The sequence below is a fragment of the Serratia sp. BW106 genome (assembly GCF_002607755.1).
GTDB lineage: Bacteria > Pseudomonadota > Gammaproteobacteria > Enterobacterales > Enterobacteriaceae > Serratia > Serratia proteamaculans.
This window is the reverse complement of the sequence record NZ_MCGS01000001.1, coordinates 1-22332: the sequence shown is the minus strand read 5'-3', so window position 1 is coordinate 22332 and position 22332 is coordinate 1. Positions and strand designations below refer to the sequence as shown.

17 protein-coding genes and 2 tRNA genes are annotated in these 22332 nt (G+C 53.0%); 9 read left to right on the top strand and 10 right to left on the bottom strand.

Going from position 1 to position 22332, the window contains the following annotated elements; genetic code table 11:
* Window positions 1-41: 41 nt before the first annotated feature.
* From yfaE to ubiG, 4 genes are all read right to left on the bottom strand, one after another.
* A complete protein-coding gene (gene yfaE, locus BEI65_RS00095) occupies window positions 42-302 on the bottom strand; it encodes a class I ribonucleotide reductase maintenance protein YfaE (RefSeq protein ID WP_099061580.1) in 261 nt (86 codons plus the stop codon).
* A gap of 3 nt (window positions 303-305) precedes the next feature.
* Window positions 306-1436, bottom strand: coding sequence for a class Ia ribonucleoside-diphosphate reductase subunit beta (nrdB, locus tag BEI65_RS00090; protein ID WP_099061579.1), 1131 nt, complete (start codon window positions 1434-1436; stop codon window positions 306-308).
* A 68-nt stretch (window positions 1437-1504) separates the two neighbouring features.
* Window positions 1505-3793, bottom strand: a complete 2289-nt coding sequence (nrdA, locus tag BEI65_RS00085; protein WP_099061578.1) for a class 1a ribonucleoside-diphosphate reductase subunit alpha — start codon at window positions 3791-3793, stop codon at window positions 1505-1507.
* Window positions 3794-4230: 437 nt separating this feature from the next.
* Window positions 4231-4956 (bottom strand): bifunctional 2-polyprenyl-6-hydroxyphenol methylase/3-demethylubiquinol 3-O-methyltransferase UbiG, encoded by a 726-nt coding sequence (gene ubiG, locus BEI65_RS00080; RefSeq protein ID WP_099061577.1) that lies wholly within the window; start codon window positions 4954-4956, stop codon window positions 4231-4233.
* Between the two features lie 212 nt (window positions 4957-5168).
* Between ubiG and gyrA the strand changes: the two genes are divergently transcribed.
* Together gyrA and rcsC are read left to right on the top strand one after the other, a co-directional pair.
* The gene (gyrA, locus tag BEI65_RS00075) at window positions 5169-7820 is read left to right on the top strand and encodes a DNA topoisomerase (ATP-hydrolyzing) subunit A (protein WP_099061576.1); all 2652 of its coding nucleotides are present in this window, start codon (window positions 5169-5171) and stop codon (window positions 7818-7820) included.
* A 164-nt stretch (window positions 7821-7984) separates the two neighbouring features.
* A complete protein-coding gene (rcsC, locus tag BEI65_RS00070; RefSeq protein WP_099061575.1) occupies window positions 7985-10858 on the top strand; it encodes a two-component system sensor histidine kinase RcsC in 2874 nt (957 codons plus the stop codon).
* 50 nt (window positions 10859-10908) lie between these two features.
* Here rcsC and rcsB read toward each other — a convergent pair whose 3' ends face one another.
* From rcsB to BEI65_RS00050, 4 genes are read right to left on the bottom strand one after another with little or no spacing between them, the layout of a single operon-like run.
* Window positions 10909-11559: a response regulator transcription factor RcsB gene (gene rcsB, locus BEI65_RS00065; protein WP_037420903.1), complete on the bottom strand. Its 651-nt coding sequence runs from the start codon at window positions 11557-11559 to the stop codon at window positions 10909-10911.
* Window positions 11552-14254, bottom strand: a complete 2703-nt coding sequence (rcsD, locus tag BEI65_RS00060; RefSeq protein ID WP_099061574.1) for a phosphotransferase RcsD — start codon at window positions 14252-14254, stop codon at window positions 11552-11554. Before rcsD ends, rcsB begins: the two co-directional genes overlap by 8 nt.
* Before the next feature lie 21 nt (window positions 14255-14275).
* On the bottom strand, window positions 14276-15430 hold the full coding sequence (locus BEI65_RS00055) for an MFS transporter (RefSeq protein ID WP_099061573.1): 1155 nt from the start codon (window positions 15428-15430) through the stop codon (window positions 14276-14278).
* A gap of 55 nt (window positions 15431-15485) precedes the next feature.
* Window positions 15486-15890 (bottom strand): DUF4186 domain-containing protein, encoded by a 405-nt coding sequence (locus BEI65_RS00050; RefSeq protein ID WP_099061572.1) that lies wholly within the window; start codon window positions 15888-15890, stop codon window positions 15486-15488.
* Window positions 15891-16600: 710 nt separating this feature from the next.
* On the opposite strand from BEI65_RS00050, the gene BEI65_RS00045 reads away from it, so the two are divergent.
* Window positions 16601-17713: a porin OmpC gene (locus tag BEI65_RS00045; protein WP_099061571.1), complete on the top strand. Its 1113-nt coding sequence runs from the start codon at window positions 16601-16603 to the stop codon at window positions 17711-17713.
* Window positions 17714-17866: 153 nt separating this feature from the next.
* Window positions 17867-18283: a VOC family protein gene (locus tag BEI65_RS00040; RefSeq protein ID WP_099061570.1), complete on the top strand. Its 417-nt coding sequence runs from the start codon at window positions 17867-17869 to the stop codon at window positions 18281-18283.
* Here BEI65_RS00040 and BEI65_RS00035 read toward each other — a convergent pair.
* Window positions 18277-18855, bottom strand: coding sequence for a TetR/AcrR family transcriptional regulator (locus tag BEI65_RS00035; RefSeq protein WP_099061569.1), 579 nt, complete (start codon window positions 18853-18855; stop codon window positions 18277-18279). The genes BEI65_RS00040 and BEI65_RS00035 overlap by 7 nt on opposite strands.
* Window positions 18856-18969: 114 nt before the next feature.
* Here BEI65_RS00035 and BEI65_RS00030 point away from each other — a divergent pair, with 114 nt between their 5' ends.
* Window positions 18970-19437, top strand: a complete 468-nt coding sequence (locus tag BEI65_RS00030; RefSeq protein ID WP_099061568.1) for a nuclear transport factor 2 family protein — start codon at window positions 18970-18972, stop codon at window positions 19435-19437.
* A gap of 6 nt (window positions 19438-19443) precedes the next feature.
* On the opposite strand, the gene BEI65_RS00025 is transcribed toward BEI65_RS00030, so the two are convergent.
* Window positions 19444-20334, bottom strand: a complete 891-nt coding sequence (locus BEI65_RS00025) for a LysR family transcriptional regulator (protein WP_099061567.1) — start codon at window positions 20332-20334, stop codon at window positions 19444-19446.
* Window positions 20335-20413: 79 nt separating this feature from the next.
* On the opposite strand from BEI65_RS00025, the gene blaSPR reads away from it, so the two are divergent.
* From blaSPR to BEI65_RS00005, 4 genes are all read left to right on the top strand, one after another.
* Window positions 20414-21310 (top strand): SPR family subclass B3 metallo-beta-lactamase, encoded by an 897-nt coding sequence (blaSPR, locus tag BEI65_RS00020; RefSeq protein WP_099061566.1) that lies wholly within the window; start codon window positions 20414-20416, stop codon window positions 21308-21310.
* A gap of 135 nt (window positions 21311-21445) precedes the next feature.
* Window positions 21446-21775 carry an osmotically-inducible lipoprotein OsmE gene (gene osmE, locus BEI65_RS00015; protein WP_085117690.1) on the top strand — a complete coding sequence of 110 codons (330 nt, stop codon included), beginning with the start codon at window positions 21446-21448 and terminating at the stop codon, window positions 21773-21775.
* Between the two features lie 155 nt (window positions 21776-21930).
* Window positions 21931-22018, top strand: a tRNA-Ser gene (locus BEI65_RS00010).
* A 6-nt stretch (window positions 22019-22024) separates the two neighbouring features.
* Window positions 22025-22100 (top strand) — tRNA-Thr (locus tag BEI65_RS00005).
* The last annotated feature ends 232 nt before the right edge of the window (window positions 22101-22332 follow it).

Sequence of the window (22332 nt, the reverse complement as noted above, 5' to 3'; positions counted from 1 at the left end):
CGCCTTCTGGTCTCCAGGCGCGGTTTCCGGCACCCAACTTTTTAGAGTTCCAGTTCGATATCGGTCAGTGGCATACAGCAACAAGGCAGGATCTCACCGTCGTTGATAAACGCCAGCGGCTGCTGGTGATAAACCACTTCGCCTTTTACCAGCTTCAGGCGGCAGGCGCCGCAATAGCCGGAACGGCACTGGTATTCCACTTCAACGTCGTGCAATTCCAGCACGTCGAGCAGGCAGCCTTCACTTTTTGGGCAGGATAGCTGCGTACCTGTGGCACGCAGCGTCACGATTGATAATGCCATCGCTTAGAGTTCGAAGTCGCTCAGGTCGTCGGCATGCACTTCCGAGTCGATCTGGCCGACCAGGTAGGAGCTGACTTCCACTTCCTGCGGGGCAACCTGCACGTTATCAGACACTAACCAGGCGTTGATCCATGGGATCGGGTTAGAGCGGGTTGCGAACGGCAGGCCAAGGCCGACCGCCTGCATGCGGATGTTGGTGATGTATTCCACATACTGGCACAGGATGTCTTTGTTCAGGCCGATCATCGAGCCGTCACGGAACAGGTATTCCGCCCACTCTTTTTCCTGCTCGGCCGCCAGCACGAACAGGTCATAACATTGCTGCTGACACTCAACGGCAATTTCCGCCATCTCCGGGTCATCTGCGCCGGAGCGCATCAGGTTCAGCATATGCTGGGTACCGGTCAGGTGCAGCGCTTCGTCACGGGCGATCAGCTTGATGATTTTGGCATTGCCTTCCATCAATTCACGTTCCGCGAAGGCAAACGAACAGGCGAAGCTGACGTAGAAGCGGATGGCTTCCAGTGCGTTAACGCTCATCAGGCACAGATAGAGTTGTTTCTTCAATGCGCGCAGGGTAACGGTCACGGTTTTACCGTTGACCTGATGCGTGCCTTCACCCAGCAGATGATAGTAACCCGTCATCTCGATCAGATCGTCGTAGTAGCCGGAGATGTCTTTCGCGCGCTTGAGGATCTCTTCGTTGGTGACGATGTCGTCAAACACCACCGCCGGATCGTTGACGATGTTACGGATGATGTGGGTGTAGGAACGTGAGTGAATCGTCTCGGAGAAGGACCAGGTTTCTATCCAGGTTTCCAGCTCAGGGATCGAGATCAGCGGCAGCAGGGCGACGTTCGGGCTACGGCCCTGGATCGAATCCAGCAGCGTCTGATATTTCAGGTTGCTGATGAAAATGTGTTTTTCATGTTCCGGCAGCGCCTGATAGTCGATACGGTCGCGGGAAACGTCCACTTCTTCCGGACGCCAGAAGAAGGACAGTTGCTTCTCAATCAGTTTTTCGAAAATTTCATGTTTTTGCTGATCGAAACGCGCAACGTTAACCGACTGACCGAAAAACATCGGCTCCAGCAACTGGTTGTTTTTGTTCTGAGAAAATGTGGTGTAAGCCATAAGCCTGAATCCATCGTAACGTGGCTAAATGAAGGGGCCGGAAGAGTTCCGGCCCGCTGTGTCAAACTTTAGATCTTGCAGGCACCGCTTTCGCAGTCATCATCGCCACCTTTTGCCGGCAGCAAATCTTCCTGAATATCATCGGCACCGTCGCGGGTGTTCTGATAGTACAGCGTCTTGACACCAAACTTGTAGGTGGTGAGCAGGTCTTTCAACAGCTGCTTCATTGGCACCTTGCCACCCGGGAAACGCGTTGGGTCATAGTTGGTGTTGGCCGAGATCGACTGGTCGATAAACTTCTGCATCAGACCAACCAACTGCAGATAGCCGTCGTTGTTCGGCATTTCCCACAGCAGTTCGTAGTCGTTTTTCAGACGCTCATATTCTGGTACCACCTGGCGCAGAATACCGTCTTTAGACGCTTTGATACTGATGTGACCGCGTGGCGGCTCAATGCCGTTAGTGGCGTTGGAAATCTGCGAAGAGGTTTCCGAAGGCATCAGCGCCGACAGGGTAGAGTTGCGCAGACCGGTTTCCTTGATCTCTTTACGCAGGCTTTCCCAGTCGTAGTGCAGTGGCTCCTGGCAGATGACATCCAGATCTTTCTTGTAGGTGTCGATCGGCAGGATGCCCTGTGAATACGTGGTTTCATTGAACCACGGGCAGGCGCCTTGTTCCTGAGCCAGACGGTTCGAGGCCTTCAGCAGGTAGTACTGGATGGCTTCGAAAGTCTTGTGGGTCAGGGCGTTAGCGCTGCCGTCGGAGTAGCGTACGCCGTTCTTCGCCAGGTAGTAAGCGTAGTTGATCACGCCGATACCCAGGGTGCGACGACCCATAGCACCACGGTGAGCGGCTTTGATTGGGTAGTCCTGGTAGTCCAGCAGGGCATCCAGAGCACGTACTGCCAGGGTAGCCAGCTCTTCCAGATCGTCCAGGCTTTCGATAGCACCCAGGTTAAAGGCGGACAGCGTACACAGGGCAATTTCGCCGTTTTCGTCGTTGACGTCATCCAGCGGCTTGGTCGGCAGGGCGATTTCCAGGCACAGGTTGGACTGGCGTACCGGCGCGATCTGCGGATCAAACGGGCTGTGGGTGTTGCAGTGGTCAACGTTCTGGATGTAGATGCGGCCGGTAGAGGCACGTTCCTGCATCATCAGCGAGAACAGTTCAACCGCTTTCACTCGTTTCTGGCGGATGCTGCTGTCTTGTTCGTACTGGGTGTACAGACGTTCGAATTCGTCCTGATTGGCGAAGAACGCGTCATACAGCCCCGGCACGTCAGACGGGCTGAACAGGGTGATGTCCTGGCCCTTGATCAGGCGCTGGTACATCAGGCGGTTCAACTGCACGCCGTAATCCATGTGGCGCACGCGGTTGCCTTCAACGCCACGGTTGTTCTTCAGCACCAACAGGCTTTCAACTTCCAGATGCCACATCGGGTAGAACAGCGTAGCTGCACCACCACGCACGCCGCCCTGAGAACAGGACTTCACCGCGGTCTGGAAATGTTTGTAGAACGGGATACAGCCGGTATGGAAGGCTTCACCACCGCGGATTGGGCTGCCCAGCGCACGAATACGACCGGCATTGATACCGATACCGGCGCGTTGCGAAACGTATTTCACAATGGCGCTGGAAGTGGCGTTGATGGAATCCAGGCTGTCGCCGCACTCGATCAGCACGCAAGAGCTGAACTGGCGGGTTGGGGTGCGCACGCCGGACATGATTGGCGTAGGCAGTGAAATCTTGAAGGTGGAGATCGCGTCGTAGAAACGTTTAACGTAGTCCAGACGGGTATCACGCGGATAGTTGGAGAACAGGCACGCGGCCACCAGGATATACAGGAACTGTGCGCTCTCGTAGATCTCGCCGCTAACGCGGTTCTGCACCAGATACTTCCCTTCCAGCTGCTTAACGGCTGCGTAGGAGAAGTTCATATCACGCCAGTGATCGATAAAGGAGTCCATCTGCTCGAACTCTTCAGTGCTGTAGTCTTCCAGCAGATGCTTATCGTACTTGCCCATTTCTACCATGCGCGTTACGTGAGCGAGCAGCTTCGGTGGCTCGAATTGGTCGTAAGCTTTTTTACGCAGATGGAAGATGGCCAGGCGTGCTGCCAGATACTGATAGTCCGGCGCATCGCGCGAGATCAGGTCGGCTGCCGCTTTGATAATGGTTTCATGAATATCAGCAGTTTTGATGCCGTCATAAAACTGAATATGGGAACGCAACTCTACTTGAGAAACCGAGACGTTGTTTAACCCTTCCGCGGCCCAGTCGATGACACGGTGGATTTTGTCGAGGTTGATGCGCTCTTTACGGCCATCGCGTTTAGTTACAAGCAGACTTTGGTTCATGTGGTGTTTTACCTGTCCGTATGGTGCCCCTAAGCAGAAGTGTAGTAGCTCTGCTCAGTATGTAAACACTATATATAGGGGTTGTATGTCGGTGAGGTAACAAGATAGTGAGAAAACAGGGCGTTTGCAAGTGAACAAAAGTGACCTAATTTGTGGATAACTTGGGGGTGAAATGTGACTTGTCTTTCGCAGTGCGCGCTGTGACTGGCGCGACAAGCTTGTCAATAAGCGGGATAAGAATTTCCTTAGAATCAGAAAAACGTGATCGTTTGCCGCTTTATTAAACGTTAGAAAAAAACGGCATATTGATCTGATTTAATATTCTTAAAAACTGTTTACAACGGTGATTTTGATCGAAAGCGGAAAAATCAGGTATTTATCTTAATGTTATCGGCGCACCGGAACAGACAAGCCAGTCCCGGCGCGCTTTGGAAGGCTCAGCCTTCGTGCTGAGTATGTACCATATAGTTCACATCAACGTTGCGGCCAAGCTTGAAATGGTCGGTGATTGGGTTGTAATGCAGGCCAATCATATGCTTTTCGCGCAACGGCGTGCCGTCAACCCAGCCGATCAACTCAGAAGGGCGGATGAACTTCTTATGGTCATGGGTGCCCTGTGGCACCATCTTCAGAATATATTCCGCACCGACCACCGCCATCAGCCAGGCTTTGGTGTTGCGGTTAATGGTGGAGAAAAACACGTGGCCACCCGGTTTGACCAGGTGAGCGCAGGCGCGTACCACCGAAGCCGGATCGGGAACGTGCTCCAGCATTTCCATGCAGGTCACTACGTCATAGCGTTGTGGGTTGGCCTGCGCATGGCTCTCCACCGTTTCCTGTATGTAGTTTACATTCACGCCGCTTTCCAGTGCGTGCAGCCGGGCAACCTGCAGCGGCTCGGCGCCCATGTCCAGCCCGGTGACCTGTGCGCCTTCTCGCGCCATGCTTTCCGCCAAAATGCCGCCGCCGCAGCCCACGTCGAGGACGGTTTTGTCAAAAATGCCGCCGGCGCGCTGCAGGATGTAGTTCAGACGCAGCGGGTTGATACGGTGCAGCGGCTTGAATTCACCTTCCAAATCCCACCAGCGTGAGGCCACGGCCTCGAACTTGGCGATTTCATGATGGTCTACGTTTTGCGCTTGGCTGGATGATTCTGCATTCATGGGCGTATTTGGCTCCTGGTTCTCGTTGCGCGGATTATACATGTTCCGGCGCAGCACCGTCTGCGTCGATGCATTTTTACTGCACATATATGCATAATTTAAGTTAAACAGCGGCGGTTATTTTCCCGTAAAGCGTGCTTTGTGATATAGTTTTACACCTTTGCCACTATGGCAGCGGGCAGATGAATCATTAGTAGAGGGATAGCAGCTCCATGAGCGACCTTGCCAGAGAAATCACACCGGTAAACATCGAAGACGAGTTGAAAAACTCGTATCTGGACTACGCGATGTCCGTAATTGTCGGACGTGCGCTGCCAGATGTTCGTGATGGACTGAAGCCGGTGCACCGTCGCGTTTTGTTCGCGATGAGTGTATTGGGTAACGACTGGAATAAACCATACAAAAAATCGGCCCGTGTCGTCGGGGACGTAATCGGTAAATATCACCCACACGGTGACAGCGCGGTTTACGACACCATCGTGCGTATGGCTCAACCGTTTTCGCTGCGCTATATGCTGGTGGACGGTCAGGGTAACTTCGGTTCTGTCGATGGCGACTCCGCCGCGGCGATGCGTTATACCGAAGTGCGCATGTCCAAAATTGCTCACGAACTGCTGGCGGATCTGGAAAAAGAAACCGTCGACTTTGTGCCTAACTATGATGGCACCGAGCAGATCCCAGCCGTCATGCCAACCAAGATCCCGAACCTGCTGGTTAACGGCTCGTCGGGCATCGCCGTGGGCATGGCCACCAACATTCCGCCGCATAACCTGTCAGAGGTTGTCAACGGCTGCCTGGCTTATATCGATGATGAAAACATCAGCATCGAAGGCCTGATGGAGCACATCCCGGGGCCGGACTTCCCGACTGCGGCGATCATCAACGGCCGCCGCGGCATCGAAGAAGCCTACCGCACCGGGCGCGGCAAAATCTATTTGCGCGCACGCGCCGAAGTAGAAGCCGATGCCAAAACCGGTCGCGAGACCATCATTGTTCACGAGATCCCGTATCAGGTGAACAAGGCGCGTCTGATTGAGAAGATCGCCGAACTGGTCAAAGAAAAACGCGTGGAAGGTATCAGCGCGCTGCGTGATGAGTCCGACAAAGACGGCATGCGTATCGTGGTTGAAATCAAGCGCGACGCGGTCGGTGAAGTGGTACTGAACAATCTGTACTCGCTGACGCAACTGCAGGTCACCTTCGGTATCAACATGGTGGCATTGCATCAGGGTCAGCCAAAACTGCTGAACCTGAAAGACATTCTGAAGGCGTTTGTCCGCCACCGCCGCGAAGTGGTGACTCGTCGTACCATCTTCGAACTGCGTAAAGCCCGCGATCGTGCCCATATCCTGGAAGCGTTGGCTATCGCCCTGGCTAACATCGATCCGATCATCGAAATGATCCGTCGTGCGTCAACCCCTGCGGAAGCCAAAATCTCGCTGGTGGCTCAGGCGTGGGAGCTGGGTAATGTGGCTGCAATGCTGGAGCGAGCCGGTGACAACGCCGCTCGTCCTGAGTGGCTGGAACCGGAGTTCGGCATCCGTGACGGTAAATACCATCTGACCGAGCAGCAAGCTCAGGCGATTCTGGATCTGCGTCTGCAGAAACTGACCGGCCTGGAGCATGAAAAGCTGCTGGACGAATATAAAGAGCTGCTGACGGCGATTGCCGAGCTGATCTTTATTCTGGAAAACCCAGACCGTCTGATGGAAGTGATCCGCGAAGAGCTGGTGGCAGTCAAAGAGCTGTACAACGACGGCCGCCGCACCGAGATCACCGCCAATACTTCAGATATTAATATCGAAGACCTGATCAACCAGGAAGACGTGGTCGTTACGCTGTCGCACCAGGGCTATGTGAAGTATCAGCCTCTGACTGACTATGAAGCGCAACGCCGCGGTGGTAAAGGCAAGTCAGCGGCACGTATTAAAGAAGAAGACTTTATCGATCGTCTGTTGGTGGCTAACACCCACGATACGATCCTGTGCTTCTCCAGCCGTGGTCGCCTGTACTGGATGAAGGTGTACCAACTGCCTGAAGCCAGCCGTGGCGCGCGTGGTCGTCCAATCGTCAACTTGTTGCCGCTGGAAGCCAATGAGCGTATCACCGCCATTCTGCCAGTGCGTGAGTATGAAGAAGGGCGTCACGTGTTTATGGCTACCGCCAGCGGCACCGTGAAGAAAACCGCGTTGACCGATTTCAGCCGCCCACGCAGCGCCGGCATCATCGCCGTTAACCTCAATGAGGGTGACGAGCTGATTGGTGTTGACCTGACCGACGGCAGCAACGAAGTCATGCTGTTCTCCGCCAACGGTAAAGTGGTGCGCTTCCCGGAAACGCAGGTGCGTTCAATGGGCCGTACTGCTACCGGCGTGCGCGGTATCAATCTGGGTGAAGGCGACAGCGTTATTTCCCTGATTGTGCCACGTGGTGAGGGCGATATTCTGACCGTCACCCAGAACGGCTACGGTAAACGTACTGCGGTTACCGAGTATCCGACCAAGTCACGCGCCACCCAAGGGGTTATCTCCATTAAGGTGAGCGAGCGTAATGGTCAGGTAGTGGGTGCGGTTCAGGTGGATACCACCGATCAGATCATGATGATCACCGATGCCGGTACGCTGGTGCGTACCCGCGTATCGGAAGTCAGCGTGGTCGGGCGTAATACCCAGGGTGTTACGCTGATCCGTACTGCGGAAGACGAGAACGTCGTCGGTCTGCAGCGCGTTGCCGAACCGGTGGAAGATGAAGAGCTGGACAGCCTCGAACCGGGTGCGGAAGTTGCAGAAGAAGACGCTGCACCGCTGGATGAAGGCGATGATGATTCTGAAGCGTCAGATGACGTGGAAGATGACAACGCCTAAGTGGTAGGGGCTGGCTTGCCGCCCCTGTCGCACTGAGGTTAAAAGGGCCTGGCAGCGATGCTAGGCCCTTTTTCAGTTATATGGTTTAATTGCCGGACCCAAGTCAGAGATCCCGGCTCTGATATGAACGCGCTGGTCGCCACTCACTTTTGTATGGTATCCGATTGAAATATTTAGCTTCTTTTCGCACCACGTTAAAGATATCCCGCTATTTGTTCCGGGTGCTGGCGATAATGCTGTGGTCGTTGGGGGCGTTGCTCACCACCTTCTATATCCTGAATATCCTGCACCAGAAAGAGTCTGACATTCGACAGGACTACAATCTGAATTTCGATCAGGCGCAGGGCTATATCCGCCATTCTGCCGATATAATGCGTGATATCAAATATATGGCGGAAAACCGCCTCAACGGCTCAGTCAGTAGCCTGGACATGTTCAGCGGTATTTTCCCCGGCAAGAACACTCCACTGGAGTTTGTACCACTGTATTCAGAGTCCAACTGTTCACTTAATACCACTTATCGCAGCTCGCTCAATTCACTGAGCGGACTGATTCAGTATTGGAAAGAGAATTTCGTTGCGGCCTACGATCTCAACCGGGTGTTTTTCATCGACGGTGACACTTTATGCATGGCGGAGTTTGGTGGCAGCAGCAGCGGTGTGGCCAACCGAGCCGACGCGCTGAAAACCCTGCATGAGCGCATCCTCAAATACCGTAATGCCAAGAACCAGGACAAAGACAATAATCTGTACTGGATCAGCCCAAGCCAGCAGCGGCCGGATGTCGGTTATCTGTATGTGCTGACGCCTATCTATATTGGTAACAAGCTTGAGGCGCTGCTGGGTATTGAGCAGACTATTCGTCTGGAAGACTTTGTCACCGCAGGCAGCTTGCCGACCGGTGTAACCCTGCTGGATGAGAATAACCAACCGATATTGCGGCTGGTGGATGGCGAGCGCGATGCGCAGGCCCCCGGCAGCTATCCGGACGATCCGGCTTACTTTGGCTATGTAGATAACTACCGCGACCTGATCATGAAGAAGGCGCTGCCGCCGTCATCGCTCAGTATTGTTTATGCCGTGCCGGTGCAGACGGTGGTTGAACGCTTCAGGATGTTAATCCTCAATGCAGTACTGCTGAATCTGCTGTCCGCCATTGTGCTGTTCAGCCTGGCCTGGCTGTTTGAGCGAAAAATGTTCCTGCCGGCGGAAGACAACGCTTTCCGGCTGGAGGAGCATGAGCAGTTCAACCGTAAGATTGTCGCCTCGGCACCTGTGGGCATTTGTATTCTGCGCATCAGTGACGGTACCAACATTCTGAGTAATGAGCTGGCACACAACTATATCAACCTGCTGACTCACGAAGACCGTGACCGCATTACACGCATCATCTGCGAACAACAGGTGAATTTTGTCGATGTGATGACCAGTAATAACAATAATCTGCAAATCAGCTTTGTTCATTCCCGTTACCGCAACGAGGATGTGGCGATCTGCGTGCTGGTGGACGTTAGCGCACGTGTGAAAATGGAAGAGTCGCTACAGGAGATGGCGGCGGCGGCAGAGCAGGCCAGTCAATCCAAATCGATGTTCCTGGCGACCGTCAGCCACGAGTTGCGTACGCCGCTGTACGGCATTATCGGCAACCTCGATTTATTGCAGACCAAGGCGTTGCCGCAGGGCGTTGATCGACTGGTCAATGCGATGAACAACTCGTCCGGGCTGTTGTTGAAGATCATCAGCGACATCCTGGACTTCTCGAAAATTGAATCCGAGCAGTTGAAGATTGAACCGCGTGAGTTCTCCTGCCTGGAGGTGATCACCCACATCGCCGGCAACTATTTGCCGCTGGTGGTGAAGAAACGGTTGGGGTTGTACTGTTTTATCGAGCAGAACGTGCCGGAGCGCATTTCCGGCGATCCGGTGCGTTTGCAGCAGGTACTGTCGAACTTGTTGAACAACGCGATTAAGTTTACCGATACCGGCTGCATCATTCTGCAAGTCTGTACGCGTGGTAGCTATCTGGAATTCAGCGTTCGCGATACCGGGGTCGGCATTCCGGAGAAAGAAATCACCCGCCTGTTCGACCCGTTCTTCCAGGTCGGCAGTGGTGTGCAACGCCATTTCCAGGGCACCGGGCTGGGGTTGGCGATTTGCGAAAAGCTGATCAACATGATGGATGGCGACATTGCCGTTGAATCCGAGCCGGGATTAGGCAGTCTGTTCACCATTCGCATTCCGCTGTTTAACGCCCAGTTCCCGATCCCGCAGCCCAGCGATACCTGGCAAGGTAAAACTCTGTGGCTGGATATCCGCAACCAGCGGTTGGAAAGTTACCTGATGGAGATCCTTGGTGGTTATGGAGCTACGGTACTGCGTCACCAGGGGCAGGATACCGCCGTAGGGGATGTGATGCTCAGCGATCACCCACTGATGGTCAATACGCCACTGCTGGCGCAGATCCAGTTCACTACCGAGCATATTGGCCCGTCGCAGGAAACCCGGCCGGGCTATTGGATGCACAGTACCTCAACGCCACGTGAAACCCTGGCGCTGCTCAACCGTTTGTTTGGTACCCGTGATGAAAGCGGCAATAGCCTGATGCAATTACCGGTACCGGCCAAGGCCAGCAGGGTAGACAACGGGGATATTCATTTGCTGGTGGTGGATGACCACCCGATTAACCGCCGGTTGCTGTCCGACCAGCTTGGCTCATTGGGCTATCAGGTGGTGACCGCCAATGATGGAGTAGATGCACTCGACGTACTGAATCGCAATACTGTCGATATCGTGCTGACCGACGTCAACATGCCCAACATGGATGGCTATCTTTTGACCCAGCGTTTGCGCCAGTTGCACTTTACCGCTCCGGTGATCGGCGTGACGGCGAATGCCCTGGCGGAGCAGAAGCAGCGCTGTATTGAGGCGGGGATGGATAACTGCCTGTCGAAACCGGTGACGCTGGAAACGCTGGAGCAGACTTTGGGGTATTACAGCCAGCAGGTACGCCGTACGCGGGCTGAGTCAGAAGACGTCTGAAAGCAAAAGGGCGCAGCAAAATGCCGCGCCCTCTGTTAACTACCGGGATTTTAGTCTTTGTCCAGCGGTGCCATGCTGACAGAGGAGAGGTAGTTGAGCAGCGCAATATCGTTCTCAACACCCAACTTCATCATCGCCGATTTCTTTTGGCTACTGATGGTTTTGATGCTGCGATTGAGCTTCTTGGCGATCTCGGTCACCAGGAAACCTTCGGCGAACAGGCGCAGTACTTCGCTCTCTTTCGGTGACAGACGCTTATCACCGTAACCGCTGGCGCTGATCCTCTCCAACAGTTTGGAGACGCTTTCCGGCGTGAACTTCTTGCCTTTCTGCAATGCGGCCAGCGCTTTCGGCAGGTCGGTCGGCGCACCCTGTTTCAGCACGATGCCTTCGATATCCAGATCCAGCACGGCGCTAAGAATAGCCGGGTTGTTGTTCATGGTCAGAACGATGATCGACAACTGCGGATAATGGCGTTTGATGTATTTGATCAGCGTAATGCCGTCGCCATACTTATCACCCGGCATCGAAAGGTCGGTGATCAGGACGTTCGCGTCCAGTTTGGACAGATTGTTGATCAGTGCTGTTGAGTCTTCAAACTCCCCAACGACATTCACCCATTCAATTTGCTCAAGTGACTTCCGGATGCCAAACAGTACGATAGGATGGTCATCAGCAATAATTACGTTCAGGTTATTCATGTTGTTGGCTACCTTGCTGCAGCAGTCTACTGACGAAAAAATCAATCTGACTGATGTTATTCTCGATCTTGAGCGCATCACCGTCTGCGATGTGCTGTTCTAACGATTCACACAGTTGCTTGCCGGGAAGCAGATTTAACATGGCAAACACGCCTTTCAGGCGGTGTGCTGTCTGTGACAGAGCATTGAAATCACTGCTGCCCGCCTCAGTATACAGTTTTTTGACATCGTCGGGTACTGTATCAATAAATAGGCCATAGTAATCACTTGATTTCAATTGTTTTTCATAGAGTTGGATGTCATCGGCGGTCAGTGAAAGCGCGCTTTCCTGCTGTTCCAACGCGGCCATTTGCTGCTCAATCAGCATCAGCACGGCGTCTATCATCGCACCACTCAGGTTATAGTTTACCCGAATATACCGTTTTTCAAGCTGCTGCCATCCGGCTTCATCGCTGGTCAGCAACAGGGTGTAATCGTCTGCTCTTTGCGGGTTATCGGTCAGCAATACGTCGTAGTCGCGATTAATCTGGCGTTCGTCGGCAACGATGCAGCTTGCACCGTAGGCGTGCAACAGATGGGTGACGATGCCACGCACTTCTTCAGAAGTGATGTCCAACAATGCGGTCACACCGTCGAGCAGCTTTTCCTGCGCTTCCGTCTCTTTTTTCTCCATTTCCATCGGCACGCGGATGGTGTAGCGGGTGCCGATATCAATCTTGCTGCGGATATCCAACTGGCCATTGAGCTTTTTGCACAGTTGATTACACAGAAAGAAGGTGAGGCCGGAGCCGTGATTAAAACGATCCACCAGCGTCTGGCTAAGGAACGGATAGTTCAGGTTGCTGATCTCTTCGTTGGAAATGCCTGACCCGGTGTCATTGATATGGAACACCAGGCGATCGGGATGCTCGGGCTCATGATCGATCACCAGCGAAATCTTGCCGCAGGCGGTAGTGATAATGGCGTAATGCACCAGCAGTGAGATCACCTTGCGCAGTGCATTGGCATCCCCGATATATTGCTGTTCGACATCAAGATGGAAATGATTGAACAACGACAGACCTTTTTGATTGATGGATGGCAGGGCTTCCTGCAGTAATTCATCTATCAGGGCCGATGGGCTAAAGGGGTGACGCGAAGGCTGCCAGTCCTGGGTTTCCAGCCGGGTGAGCAGGGTGATGTTTTCAATCAGCCCCAGCACCGTCGACGATTGTACCGTCAGTTGCTTCAATAGCGCTTGTTGCTGTTCTTCATCCGCTTGCGTACGCAGGCGATCGGCCAGATCGTGCATCTGGCGCACCGGCTGGCTCAGCTCAATGCCCAGGTTATGCAGCATCAGTTTGCGTGCCTGGACATTTTTATCGTACTCGCGCTGCGCCTGCTGCAACCGCTTGTTCACCATCACTTCCTTGTCCTGATCGTTGAGCAGGAACAGGTAGGTTTCCGGCGACAGTTGGCTGCGGAAAATGCGGATCTCATACACTTCATTGTTGACCGTAGCCTGAATAACGCCGTGATGCTGTTCGGCCATATGGGCGATTTTTTGCAGGCTTAAATGTGGCAACAGGTGTTGGGCGATCTTGTTACTGGCGATCACCGTATTGCTGGCGAAGTTGTACACCAGCAGGCCGGAAGGCAGGCTGGCGATGATTTCCTGATTCAGTGCGCGTTCGGCTTCAAGTTCAACCGCCATATTCTCGCTCGGGCGGATATATTGGCGACGGATAAAGTAAATACCCACCAACGACAGCGCCAACAGCAACAGATTGATGGCGATCAGCCAGATATTGTTCCGCAGCAGGTCGATCGCCAGGCTGATAGCGGAGACGCGGTAAACCACTTTCAGCGGCGAATTAGGCAGGGGAGCGCTGAACTCCACCCAACTGCCACTCATTGCTATGCCGGTGCTGGTCGCCGTATCCAACGGCAAGGTTCCGTCATCCATGCTGCTATCGTCAGGCAACAGCATGAAGTTGGCGCGCGCCATATTAATGGGGATGATGTCGTTAATCGGCAGGTCGAAGGCGATCACCGTGGCCAAATGACCCGGCTGGTTAAAAGTGGTGCGGATTGAAAACGAATAGGTGTTCTGGAAGCGTTGTTTGCGCAACGCGGAAAAACTTTCACGCTCGTCGAGCATATTGGCCTGTTGCAGCATTTCGGCCCGACGATCCTCTGCCGAGGTTGTCAGATAGCTTTCCTTGAAGCGTGAGGCCAGTTCTTTCAGCGGCTGGGTGGTGATCAGACTCAGGCTGTTATCTTGCCCGTTAAGGTAATACATGGCGTAATTTTCAGTCTTGGCCCCCCAACGGGTGTCCAGATAGTCTGAAATATTGGCGATCATCGCCAGAGTGCTTTCTTCATGACTGCCAAAAATAACCGCGTCGGTCTTTTTATGCGGCTTCTCCAGGTAATAAACGTCCGGGCGCAGCCGGGTTTCCTGCAGGCTGGGATCGACATTCAATGACGGCGCATTACCGAATTTGTCGTAGATCTGATAAGTGATGTAGCGGTAGTTGTCGATACGCTTTTGCAGGCCGTTGGCGATGCTGTTCAGCGCGTATTTCTTTTCTGCCAGCCAGGCGTTGGTGTAGTTGTAGCCATACAAGCCGATGGCTATCGTCAGCAGTACGGAAAATAACAGGAAGCAGCGGGTAATATTGCTTGAGCTGATGGTCAGTTGTTTATTTTGCATAGTTGACTGCGCATTCCTGAATCAACGGGTTATGGCCCGGGCACTGGCGGTGACTGCCAGGAGTAATACTGCAACGCAGGCAAAGGCCGCCGTCAGGCTGGAGAACTGGGCGATAAAGCCGATCAGTGCCGGTCCGGCGAGAATGCCGGCATAGCCCACGGTGGTCACTGAGGCGATGGCCAGATTGGCCGGCATATCATGTTGGTTGCCCGCCGCACTGAACAGGATTGGCACCACGTTGGAAGCCCCCAGGCCCACCAGCATAAACCCAATCAGTGAAACCATGGCGTTGTTGAACACAATGGCCAGGCTCAGGCCAATGGCCGCACACAGGCTACCCAGCAGCAATACCTTATATCTGCCCAGCCGGTTCACTACCCAATCGCCGTTCAACCTGCCGATAGTCATGGTGATGGAGAACAGCGCATAGCCTAATCCTGCCTGGCTATGGTCAACCCCACGCAGGGTGGTGAGGAACAGGGCGCTCCAGTCGAGCATCGAGCCTTCCGCCAGGAACATAATGAAGCACAGGATACCGATAAACATCACCCAGCCACGAGGCAGCACGAACATCGGCCCGCCTTCTTCACCGCCGCTTTCGCGCAATAAATTGCGACTGGCCAGCATCAGCAGCGCGGCAATGGTCAATACGGTGACCCAGGTTGCCAGCAAGGGTGACAGCCCCAGCCACAGCATCAGGCTGACGCCGCCGGCACCGGCGATACCGCCAACGCTGAAGAAACCATGGAAACCGGACATCATTGCCTTGCCGCTGGCGCGCTCGACTACCACCGCCTGCACATTCATTGCCACGTCGATCATGCCGATCGCTGCACCAAACAGCAGCAGGGCCAACGCCATACCGGTGGTGGTGTTCATCAGAACCAGCAGGGGCAAATCAATACACAGCGCCAGGCCAGCGAGCAGGATCACCGGTCGACAGCCCAACCTGCCGGTCAGGAAGCCGGTTAACGGCATCGCTAACATCGAACCTGCGCCAATGCACAGCAGCAGCAGACCCAGCGAGCCATCGTCTATGCCGATACGTGCTTTGGCAAACGGCACCAAGGGTGCCCAGGCGGCCATACCAAAGCCGGCGACAAAGAAAGCCAACCGAGTTGCAATCTGGGCCGGGACGCCGGGTTTTTGCTGTTCATTACACAAGGTGGATGTCATGTGGGCATAAGGATCTATTGTGGAAATGCGGGCTGAAAGTTATGGAGTGTTTTTATCACAATCCGCGATCCGGGTCGAAAGGATTCGCGCTGTCATCGGCCTTTGCGCCTGCTCGTCGCTCCAGCCACAAGGCAATGACTTGCACAATGTACCGCTTTTGTTGCTCATCCAGCGCTTGCCCCTGGGGAATGTCATGCCACTTGGCCAGACAGCCCCGGCAACAGGTGGCGGTGGCATGCTGAGCGACAAATACCGGATGGCCACGCATCGGGGTTTGCTTACCGTCATTTTTCGGGAAAGGGGCCGCCAGCCGTTGCTCGATAAAATCTCGTGCGTGGCTGAGGATCAGCGGCAACCCTTTGGTATCAAAGTAAAGTTGGTCTTTGGGGTTCAGGCGGAACCTGGCGCGGAAAGGGGAGCTTTGCAGCCGACGCCATAACGCTTCGGGTTGAAATAGCATGGGTCATCTCTTCGGGATATTTTGCACAGGCTATCAAAATAGGCAGGATGAGCCAATGTTGCTTCCCCAAACCGAATGCCGACTTAAGCTGAAGGTGTTTTAGCAATAAAACGCTCTCCTAATTAATGCGATTAATTCATAGCCTAAATCAGGCTAATAAATTAGCGATTAGTGCGAAAGTTAATTAGGGGGATAATATCTATAGGTGATTATTTTTTGGCAAAAAGTGCGGATAAAGATGAAATGTGAAGAAAATGTAAAATAATAAAAAACCGGCCAGAAGCCGGTCGAAATGTACAAAAATTATCTTACAGATAATGAAGGTAATAATGAAAATAATGATGATAGCGGGATTATTATAACGTCAGAGATATGAGATGTTTTTGGCACAATGTGCTTATCAGTGGTGAGTTTTGTATATCAGTCTGTTTTTTCTTAAAGTTTTGTATAACTAACTGATTTTATATCTATAAATGTATTTTTTGGCATTGTGTGCCTTATTTTGTTTGTCTGTAATGTTTTGTGGAAGTTCGCGCAAATTTACATTTGGAAACCTTTATTAATCACAATGAAACACTATCGGATACTTGGTATCATTTTCTTTCTGGATTAATATAACCCTTGTTACCAGAATGGTAATGCACAGTCGTGCTAATAATGCTCAAAAGGGCAGTGGCCATAGTTCGACATAATTAACGAGGATAATAACGATGAAACTTCGAGTACTTTCACTGATAGTACCCGCTCTGCTGGTTGCAGGCACTGCAGGCGCGGCGGAAATCTACAACAAAGACGGTAATAAACTGGATTTGTTCGGTAAAATCGATGGTCTTCACTATTTCTCCGACGATAAAGGCTCCGATGGCGACCAGTCTTATATGCGTTTTGGCCTGCGTGGCGAAACACAAATCAGCGACCAACTGACCGGTTATGGTGAGTGGGAATATCAGGCAAACCTCAACCGCGCAGAAAGTGAAGACAACAATAACTTCACCCGTGTTGGCTTTGCCGGTCTGAAATTCGGCGATTACGGCTCATTGGATTACGGCCGTAACTACGGCGTGCTGTACGACATCGGCGCATGGACCGACGTACTGCCAGAGTTCGGTGGCGATACCTACGGTGCGGACAACTTCATGTTCCAGCGTACCAATGGCGTGCTGACTTACCGTAACTCAGACTTCTTTGGTCTGGTTGACGGTCTGAACTTTGCTCTGCAATACCAGGGTAAAAACGACAGCGCTACCGAATCCAACAATGGTCGTGACGTGTTGGCACAGAACGGTGACGGTTATGGTATGTCCGCGTCTTACGATCTGGGCTACGGCATCAGCGCTGCAGCGGCGTACTTCTCTTCCGACCGCACCAACGATCAAAATGGCAATAACAACCCTGGCATTCTGGGCCGTGGTGACAAGGCTGAGGCCTACAGCGGCGGTCTGAAATATGATGCCAATAACGTCTACCTGGCAGCGATGTATACCCAGTCTTACAACGCAACCCGCTTCGGTAGCAGCAACAGCAGCACTTACGGTTACGCTAATAAAGCGCAGAACGTTGAAATTGTTGCTCAGTACCAGTTCGACTTCGGTCTGCGCCCATCCGTGGCTTACCTGCAGTCTAAAGGCAAAGACATCGATCGCGGTTACGGCGATCAGGATCTGATGAAGTATGTTGATGTGGGCGCGACTTACTACTTCAACAAAAATATGTCTACCTACGTTGATTACAAAATCAACCTGATGGACGAAAACGACTTCACCAAATCTGCCGGTATCAACACCGACGACGTGGTTGCCGTGGGCCTGGTTTACCAGTTCTAAGCAACAGAGTGTGGATATGATCACGCGGCCTTCGGGCCGCGTTTTTTTTGCCTGCGGTTTGGCACAAATTGGAATTTTAGCGGCACGGATTGCTATTTCGATGTGCCGGGGTTTACCTAAACTTCTGCCATATAGATAAGTCAGGGGGCTAATATGGAACTCAAGATAGATCGAGTGGTTGAAACGGTGCTGTACGTCAAAGATATCGAGCGTGCCGCGGTTTTCTATCAGCAGGTATTAAAGCTTTCAGCGATGGTGGCCAACGAGCGTTTTCGCGCCTATGACGTGGGCCAACAAAGCGTGCTGCTGTTGTTCATTGAAGGCGACTCGGTGAAAGGCGCGCATTACCCGGAAGGGTACATCCCTCCACATGACGGCAGTGGGCCACTGCATATTGGCCTGGCAGTAGCGAAAGAACAATTACCGCAATGGGAACAACACCTGACGGCACATGGCGTAGCGATAGAAGGGCGCATGAGTTGGGAACAGGGTGGAGAGAGTATTTATTTCCGCGATCCCGATGATCATCTGCTGGAGCTGGTCACACCGGGGATCTGGGCTAATTACTGATGGTTCCAGGCGGTGGCCAAGGCGTTCAGCATTTCGTTCAGGAGCAGTAGTGCGTTCTGTGCCTGCTGCTCAATTTGCACCTTGACGATCGCTCCGTCGATCAACATCGCCAGCATCTCTGCCTGTTGTTCCTGTTCAGGACCGGCGGGCAGGTAGCGGGCAAGCACTTCTGCCATCTGCGCCTTATGTCGGCGGGCTATGATTAGGCTTTCCGGTAGCATGTCCGCCAGTTCCACCGCTGTATTGATAAACGCGCAACCACGGTAGTGGGGATCGCTGAACCACTCTTCGAGACAAGGCACCAACGCGAGCATCACATCTCCTGACCGCGCGACATGCTGCTCCAGCGACAGACTGAACCAGCTCAGCCACTGATCGTGACGGTAGGCCAGAAACGCTTCAATCAGTTCATTTTTACTGGGGAAGTGACGATAAAACGTCACCTTGGCCACGCCTGACTCGCTGATGATGCGATCGATACCGGTCGCGCGTACCCCATCGCGGTAAAACAAATCATGGGCAGTCAGCAGGATACGCTGACGCGGCGGCAGAGCGCTGGGAGTAGCAGGCATCGAAATATCTCCTGAAATATTGGCTTGAATGATTGTAGACAACTCTGTCTACATGCGCTAGCTTAATCGTGTAGACAAACCTGTCTACTTGATTATAACCCGCAGAGGTGAGCTATGAGCATTAAACCCCCGCTACCGCCGTTTACCCGTGAATCGGCCATCGAGAAAGTCCGTCTGGCGGAAGATGCCTGGAACAGCCGCGATCCTGAACGAGTCTCACAGGTCTATTCTGTGGATACTCACTGGCGTAACCGGGCGGAGTTTGTTGATGGCCGTGAGGCCGTCTGCGCGTTCTTACAGCGTAAGTGGGCAAAAGAGCTGGAGTATCGGCTGATTAAGGAGCTCTGGGCGTTTGATGGGGCGCGTATCGCGGTGCGTTTTGCCTACGAATGGCGTGATGACTCCGGCAACTGGTACCGTAGTTTTGGCAACGAGAATTGGGAGTTTAATCCGGACGGTCAGATGATTAATCGACACGCCTGCATCAACGATATGCCAATCCGCGAACAGGATCGTCGGTTCCACTGGCCGCTTGGCCGTCGTCCGGATGAGATTGCGGCACTGAGCGAATTCGGTTTCTGACCGGCGTTACTGATAATAGGGCCGCAGTTGTGTATGAAGCGTGGAGATAAGCCGTTTTTTCCACTCCAATTCCCCCTGTCTATAGTGCGAAAACAGATGACCAATAGCCAGATTGTCCAGAATAGGCAGGGTGAACAGCCCTTGTTTATCCGGCTGCGCGCTGAACCATGGCTGCGGAACTACCGCCATCAGCTGAGCTGCTCGCAGCACCGGCGGTAGCTGGGCATAGTCAGCGCAGCTGAGTTGGATCCTGCGCTGCAACCCCTGGCGATCCAGTTCATTTTCCGCCTGAGGCCAGGGATGACAGTAATAGTGTGCGTAGTCTGCCAATTCGCTGAAGGCCAGCCCACTCTTGTGCTGCAACACAGGCTGCAAAGGCGGCCCAAATACCGCCACCAGCCGGGTGCTGCCAATGAGTTCATAACACAGTGTGCTGGTGCGCTGTTGATGATCGCCGACTGCGATCACCATATCGATACTGCCTTCCAACAGTTCATTGCGCCATGAGCGTCGCTCAAAGTTTTGGCAGCGGATATCCGCGTTGACGAGAGTGCTTTTCTGCGCCAACAGTGGCAGTAAAATTGGATGCAGCGCCGGTGGTGCAACCAGGGTGAAGTTCCGTGGCACATCCTGCACATGACCGAACAATTCGCCGTCCAGTGAAGAGAACAGCGGCGCCAGTTTTTCTTTAAGTGACAGGGCAAAAAGTGTAGGTACCTGGCGATGTCCCTCGCGGCGAAATAAAGGTTCATCCAGCACTTCACGCAGGCGAGCCAACGCATGGCTGACGGCTGAGGTGCTGATGCCCAACTTGTCCGCCGTTTTCTGACTGGATCCGGTACAGGTCAACAGATAGAGCACTTTCAGCAGGTTCATGTCCATTTGCAGGATATTCATTAATGGCCTTTTGAATTGAATACCTTTCAATATTGGTCTGAGTATACTTCAGCCCCATTTACCCCGATAGAAGTGGATCATGAAAAAGAATGTTGGCTATCTGACGGCCATGACTCTTGCCTTGTGTTTCAGCGCTCAGGCGCAGCTTAACCCAGCCCAACCCTTGTCCAGTGCGCCACCGTATTCATTGTTTGAGCAATGGGCGCAGCCGGTGGCACCCTTCCAGATGTTTCCACATGTTTATTATGTCGGTACCCGCAACCTTTCGTCGGTGTTGCTGAGTACGCCAGAAGGTTTGATTCTGATCGATGCTGCGTTGGATGCCAGCGCTCCGACGATAAGAGCACACATTGAGGCTTTGGGTTTCAACATTAAGGATCTGCGCTATATCATTAATAGCCATGCGCGTCTCGATCAGGCGGGTGGTATCGCGCGAATGAAGGCCTGGAGCGGAGCAAAAGTGGTCGCCAGCGCTGCCAATGCAAAGCAGTTGGCACTGGGGGGCAAACAGGATTTCGCGCTGGGAGATGCGTTGAGCTTCCCACCGGTGAAGGCCGATATTATCGTCGGAGAGGGGGACAGCGTTACCCTGGGAGGTCTGAGATTAACGGCATTGATGACGCCGGGCCATTTACCGGGAGCGACCTCATGGCTGACCACTCTGCATCAGGGCGGGCGAAGTTACCGGCTGGTTTATGCCGACAGCCTGGCTACGCCGGATTATTACCTGATCAATAACAAAAACTATCCCAGCCTGGTAGCGGATATCCGCGGCAGTTTCCTCAGCCTCGCGCAGCAGCAAGCAGATATTTTTATTGCCAATAAGGGAACGCGCTTCGATCTGGAAAATAAAATGTTACGACTGCAAGCGGGTGATCTGGACGCGTTTGTCGATCGTCAGGGGTTGCAGCAATACGTACAACAGTCACAACAGACATTTGAGGCGCAGTTAAAACAGCAACAAAATAAAATGTGAATTACGTTGGCCTGTCCACCGTGGACTGGTGAGGATATTGGCGCGAACCGCACCTATCGACAAAGTGAAATTTGTAGAAAAGCCTTCTCTCTTCTAGACTTAGAGGACAATAAACGTACTCTAAGAGGACAAACCATGACGAATAAGCTGGTTTTAGCCATTTGCACTGCAGCGACTTTCACCCTTCTCGCCGGTTGTACGGCTTATGACAGGGCCGCCAGTTACGTAGCGGAACCCGTGGTCAGTGACGTAAAAGTGGGAATGACCAAACAGCAGGTACGGGCGATTGCCGGACCACCGTCTACCACAGCTACCCTGGTTCATGCGCAGGGTACCTGCGACACCTATGCGGTGGCGCCACGTGACGGGAAAGTTCAAACCTATTTTGTCAGCTATAGCGACACCGGTCATGTGATGAACAAAGGTTATCAGACTTGTTCAGACTACGACTCACAACCTAAATAACCCCGTATTACTGTTCAATCCAGCCCCGCTTTAGCGGGGTTTTTCATTTTTTAACCGCTAGTGGCATGAAGTTTAACCAAACGCACTTTTTCCTGCATTTTTTATCATGAAACGATAGACATTTCATAACGGTAGCGCTAATATCTGCGCCCATTGGAAGGATGGCCGAGTGGTTTAAGGCAACGGTCTTGAAAACCGTCGAGTGTAACAGCTCCCAGAGTTCGAATCTCTGTCCTTCCGCCAAATTTAGCCGGCTTAGCTCAGTAGGTAGAGCAACTGACTTGTAATCAGTAGGTCACCAGTTCGACTCCGGTAGCCGGCACCATATAAGTTGTACAGACGTTTAACCCCGTCTACGAACCCCAGTAATCGTAATGATTGCTGGGGTTTTTCGTTTTCCGCCCGCGCCGACCGGGTCTTAAAAGGGCATTGTCAGGCGCAAGATGTTAATCTGCATAAATTGCAACCGGAGGTAGTTATGGGCAGCGGCTTCGAAGATTCAAAAGCCTTGTATATCGGCATATGTACGGTGATAGGTAGACTGGCCCCATGAATCT

Bases quoted from the DNA above. Each gene is read 5' to 3' on its own strand.
- yfaE (WP_099061580.1), bottom strand. From the start codon at position 302: ATGGCATTATCAATCGTGACGCTGCGTGCCACAGGTACGCAGCTATCC.
- nrdB (WP_099061579.1), bottom strand. From the start codon at position 1,436: ATGGCTTACACCACATTTTCTCAGAACAAAAACAACCAGTTGCTGGAG.
- nrdA (WP_099061578.1), bottom strand. From the start codon at position 3,793: ATGAACCAAAGTCTGCTTGTAACTAAACGCGATGGCCGTAAAGAGCGC.
- ubiG (WP_099061577.1), bottom strand. From the start codon at position 4,956: ATGAATGCAGAATCATCCAGCCAAGCGCAAAACGTAGACCATCATGAA.
- gyrA (WP_099061576.1), top strand. From the start codon at position 5,169: ATGAGCGACCTTGCCAGAGAAATCACACCGGTAAACATCGAAGACGAG.
- rcsB (WP_037420903.1), bottom strand. From the start codon at position 11,559: ATGAATAACCTGAACGTAATTATTGCTGATGACCATCCTATCGTACTG.
- rcsD (WP_099061574.1), bottom strand. From the start codon at position 14,254: ATGCAAAATAAACAACTGACCATCAGCTCAAGCAATATTACCCGCTGC.
- BEI65_RS00055 (WP_099061573.1), bottom strand. From the start codon at position 15,430: ATGACATCCACCTTGTGTAATGAACAGCAAAAACCCGGCGTCCCGGCC.
- BEI65_RS00050 (WP_099061572.1), bottom strand. From the start codon at position 15,890: ATGCTATTTCAACCCGAAGCGTTATGGCGTCGGCTGCAAAGCTCCCCT.
- BEI65_RS00045 (WP_099061571.1), top strand. From the start codon at position 16,601: ATGAAACTTCGAGTACTTTCACTGATAGTACCCGCTCTGCTGGTTGCA.
- BEI65_RS00040 (WP_099061570.1), top strand. From the start codon at position 17,867: ATGGAACTCAAGATAGATCGAGTGGTTGAAACGGTGCTGTACGTCAAA.
- BEI65_RS00035 (WP_099061569.1), bottom strand. From the start codon at position 18,855: ATGCCTGCTACTCCCAGCGCTCTGCCGCCGCGTCAGCGTATCCTGCTG.
- BEI65_RS00030 (WP_099061568.1), top strand. From the start codon at position 18,970: ATGAGCATTAAACCCCCGCTACCGCCGTTTACCCGTGAATCGGCCATC.
- BEI65_RS00025 (WP_099061567.1), bottom strand. From the start codon at position 20,334: ATGAATATCCTGCAAATGGACATGAACCTGCTGAAAGTGCTCTATCTG.
- blaSPR (WP_099061566.1), top strand. From the start codon at position 20,414: ATGAAAAAGAATGTTGGCTATCTGACGGCCATGACTCTTGCCTTGTGT.
- osmE (WP_085117690.1), top strand. From the start codon at position 21,446: ATGACGAATAAGCTGGTTTTAGCCATTTGCACTGCAGCGACTTTCACC.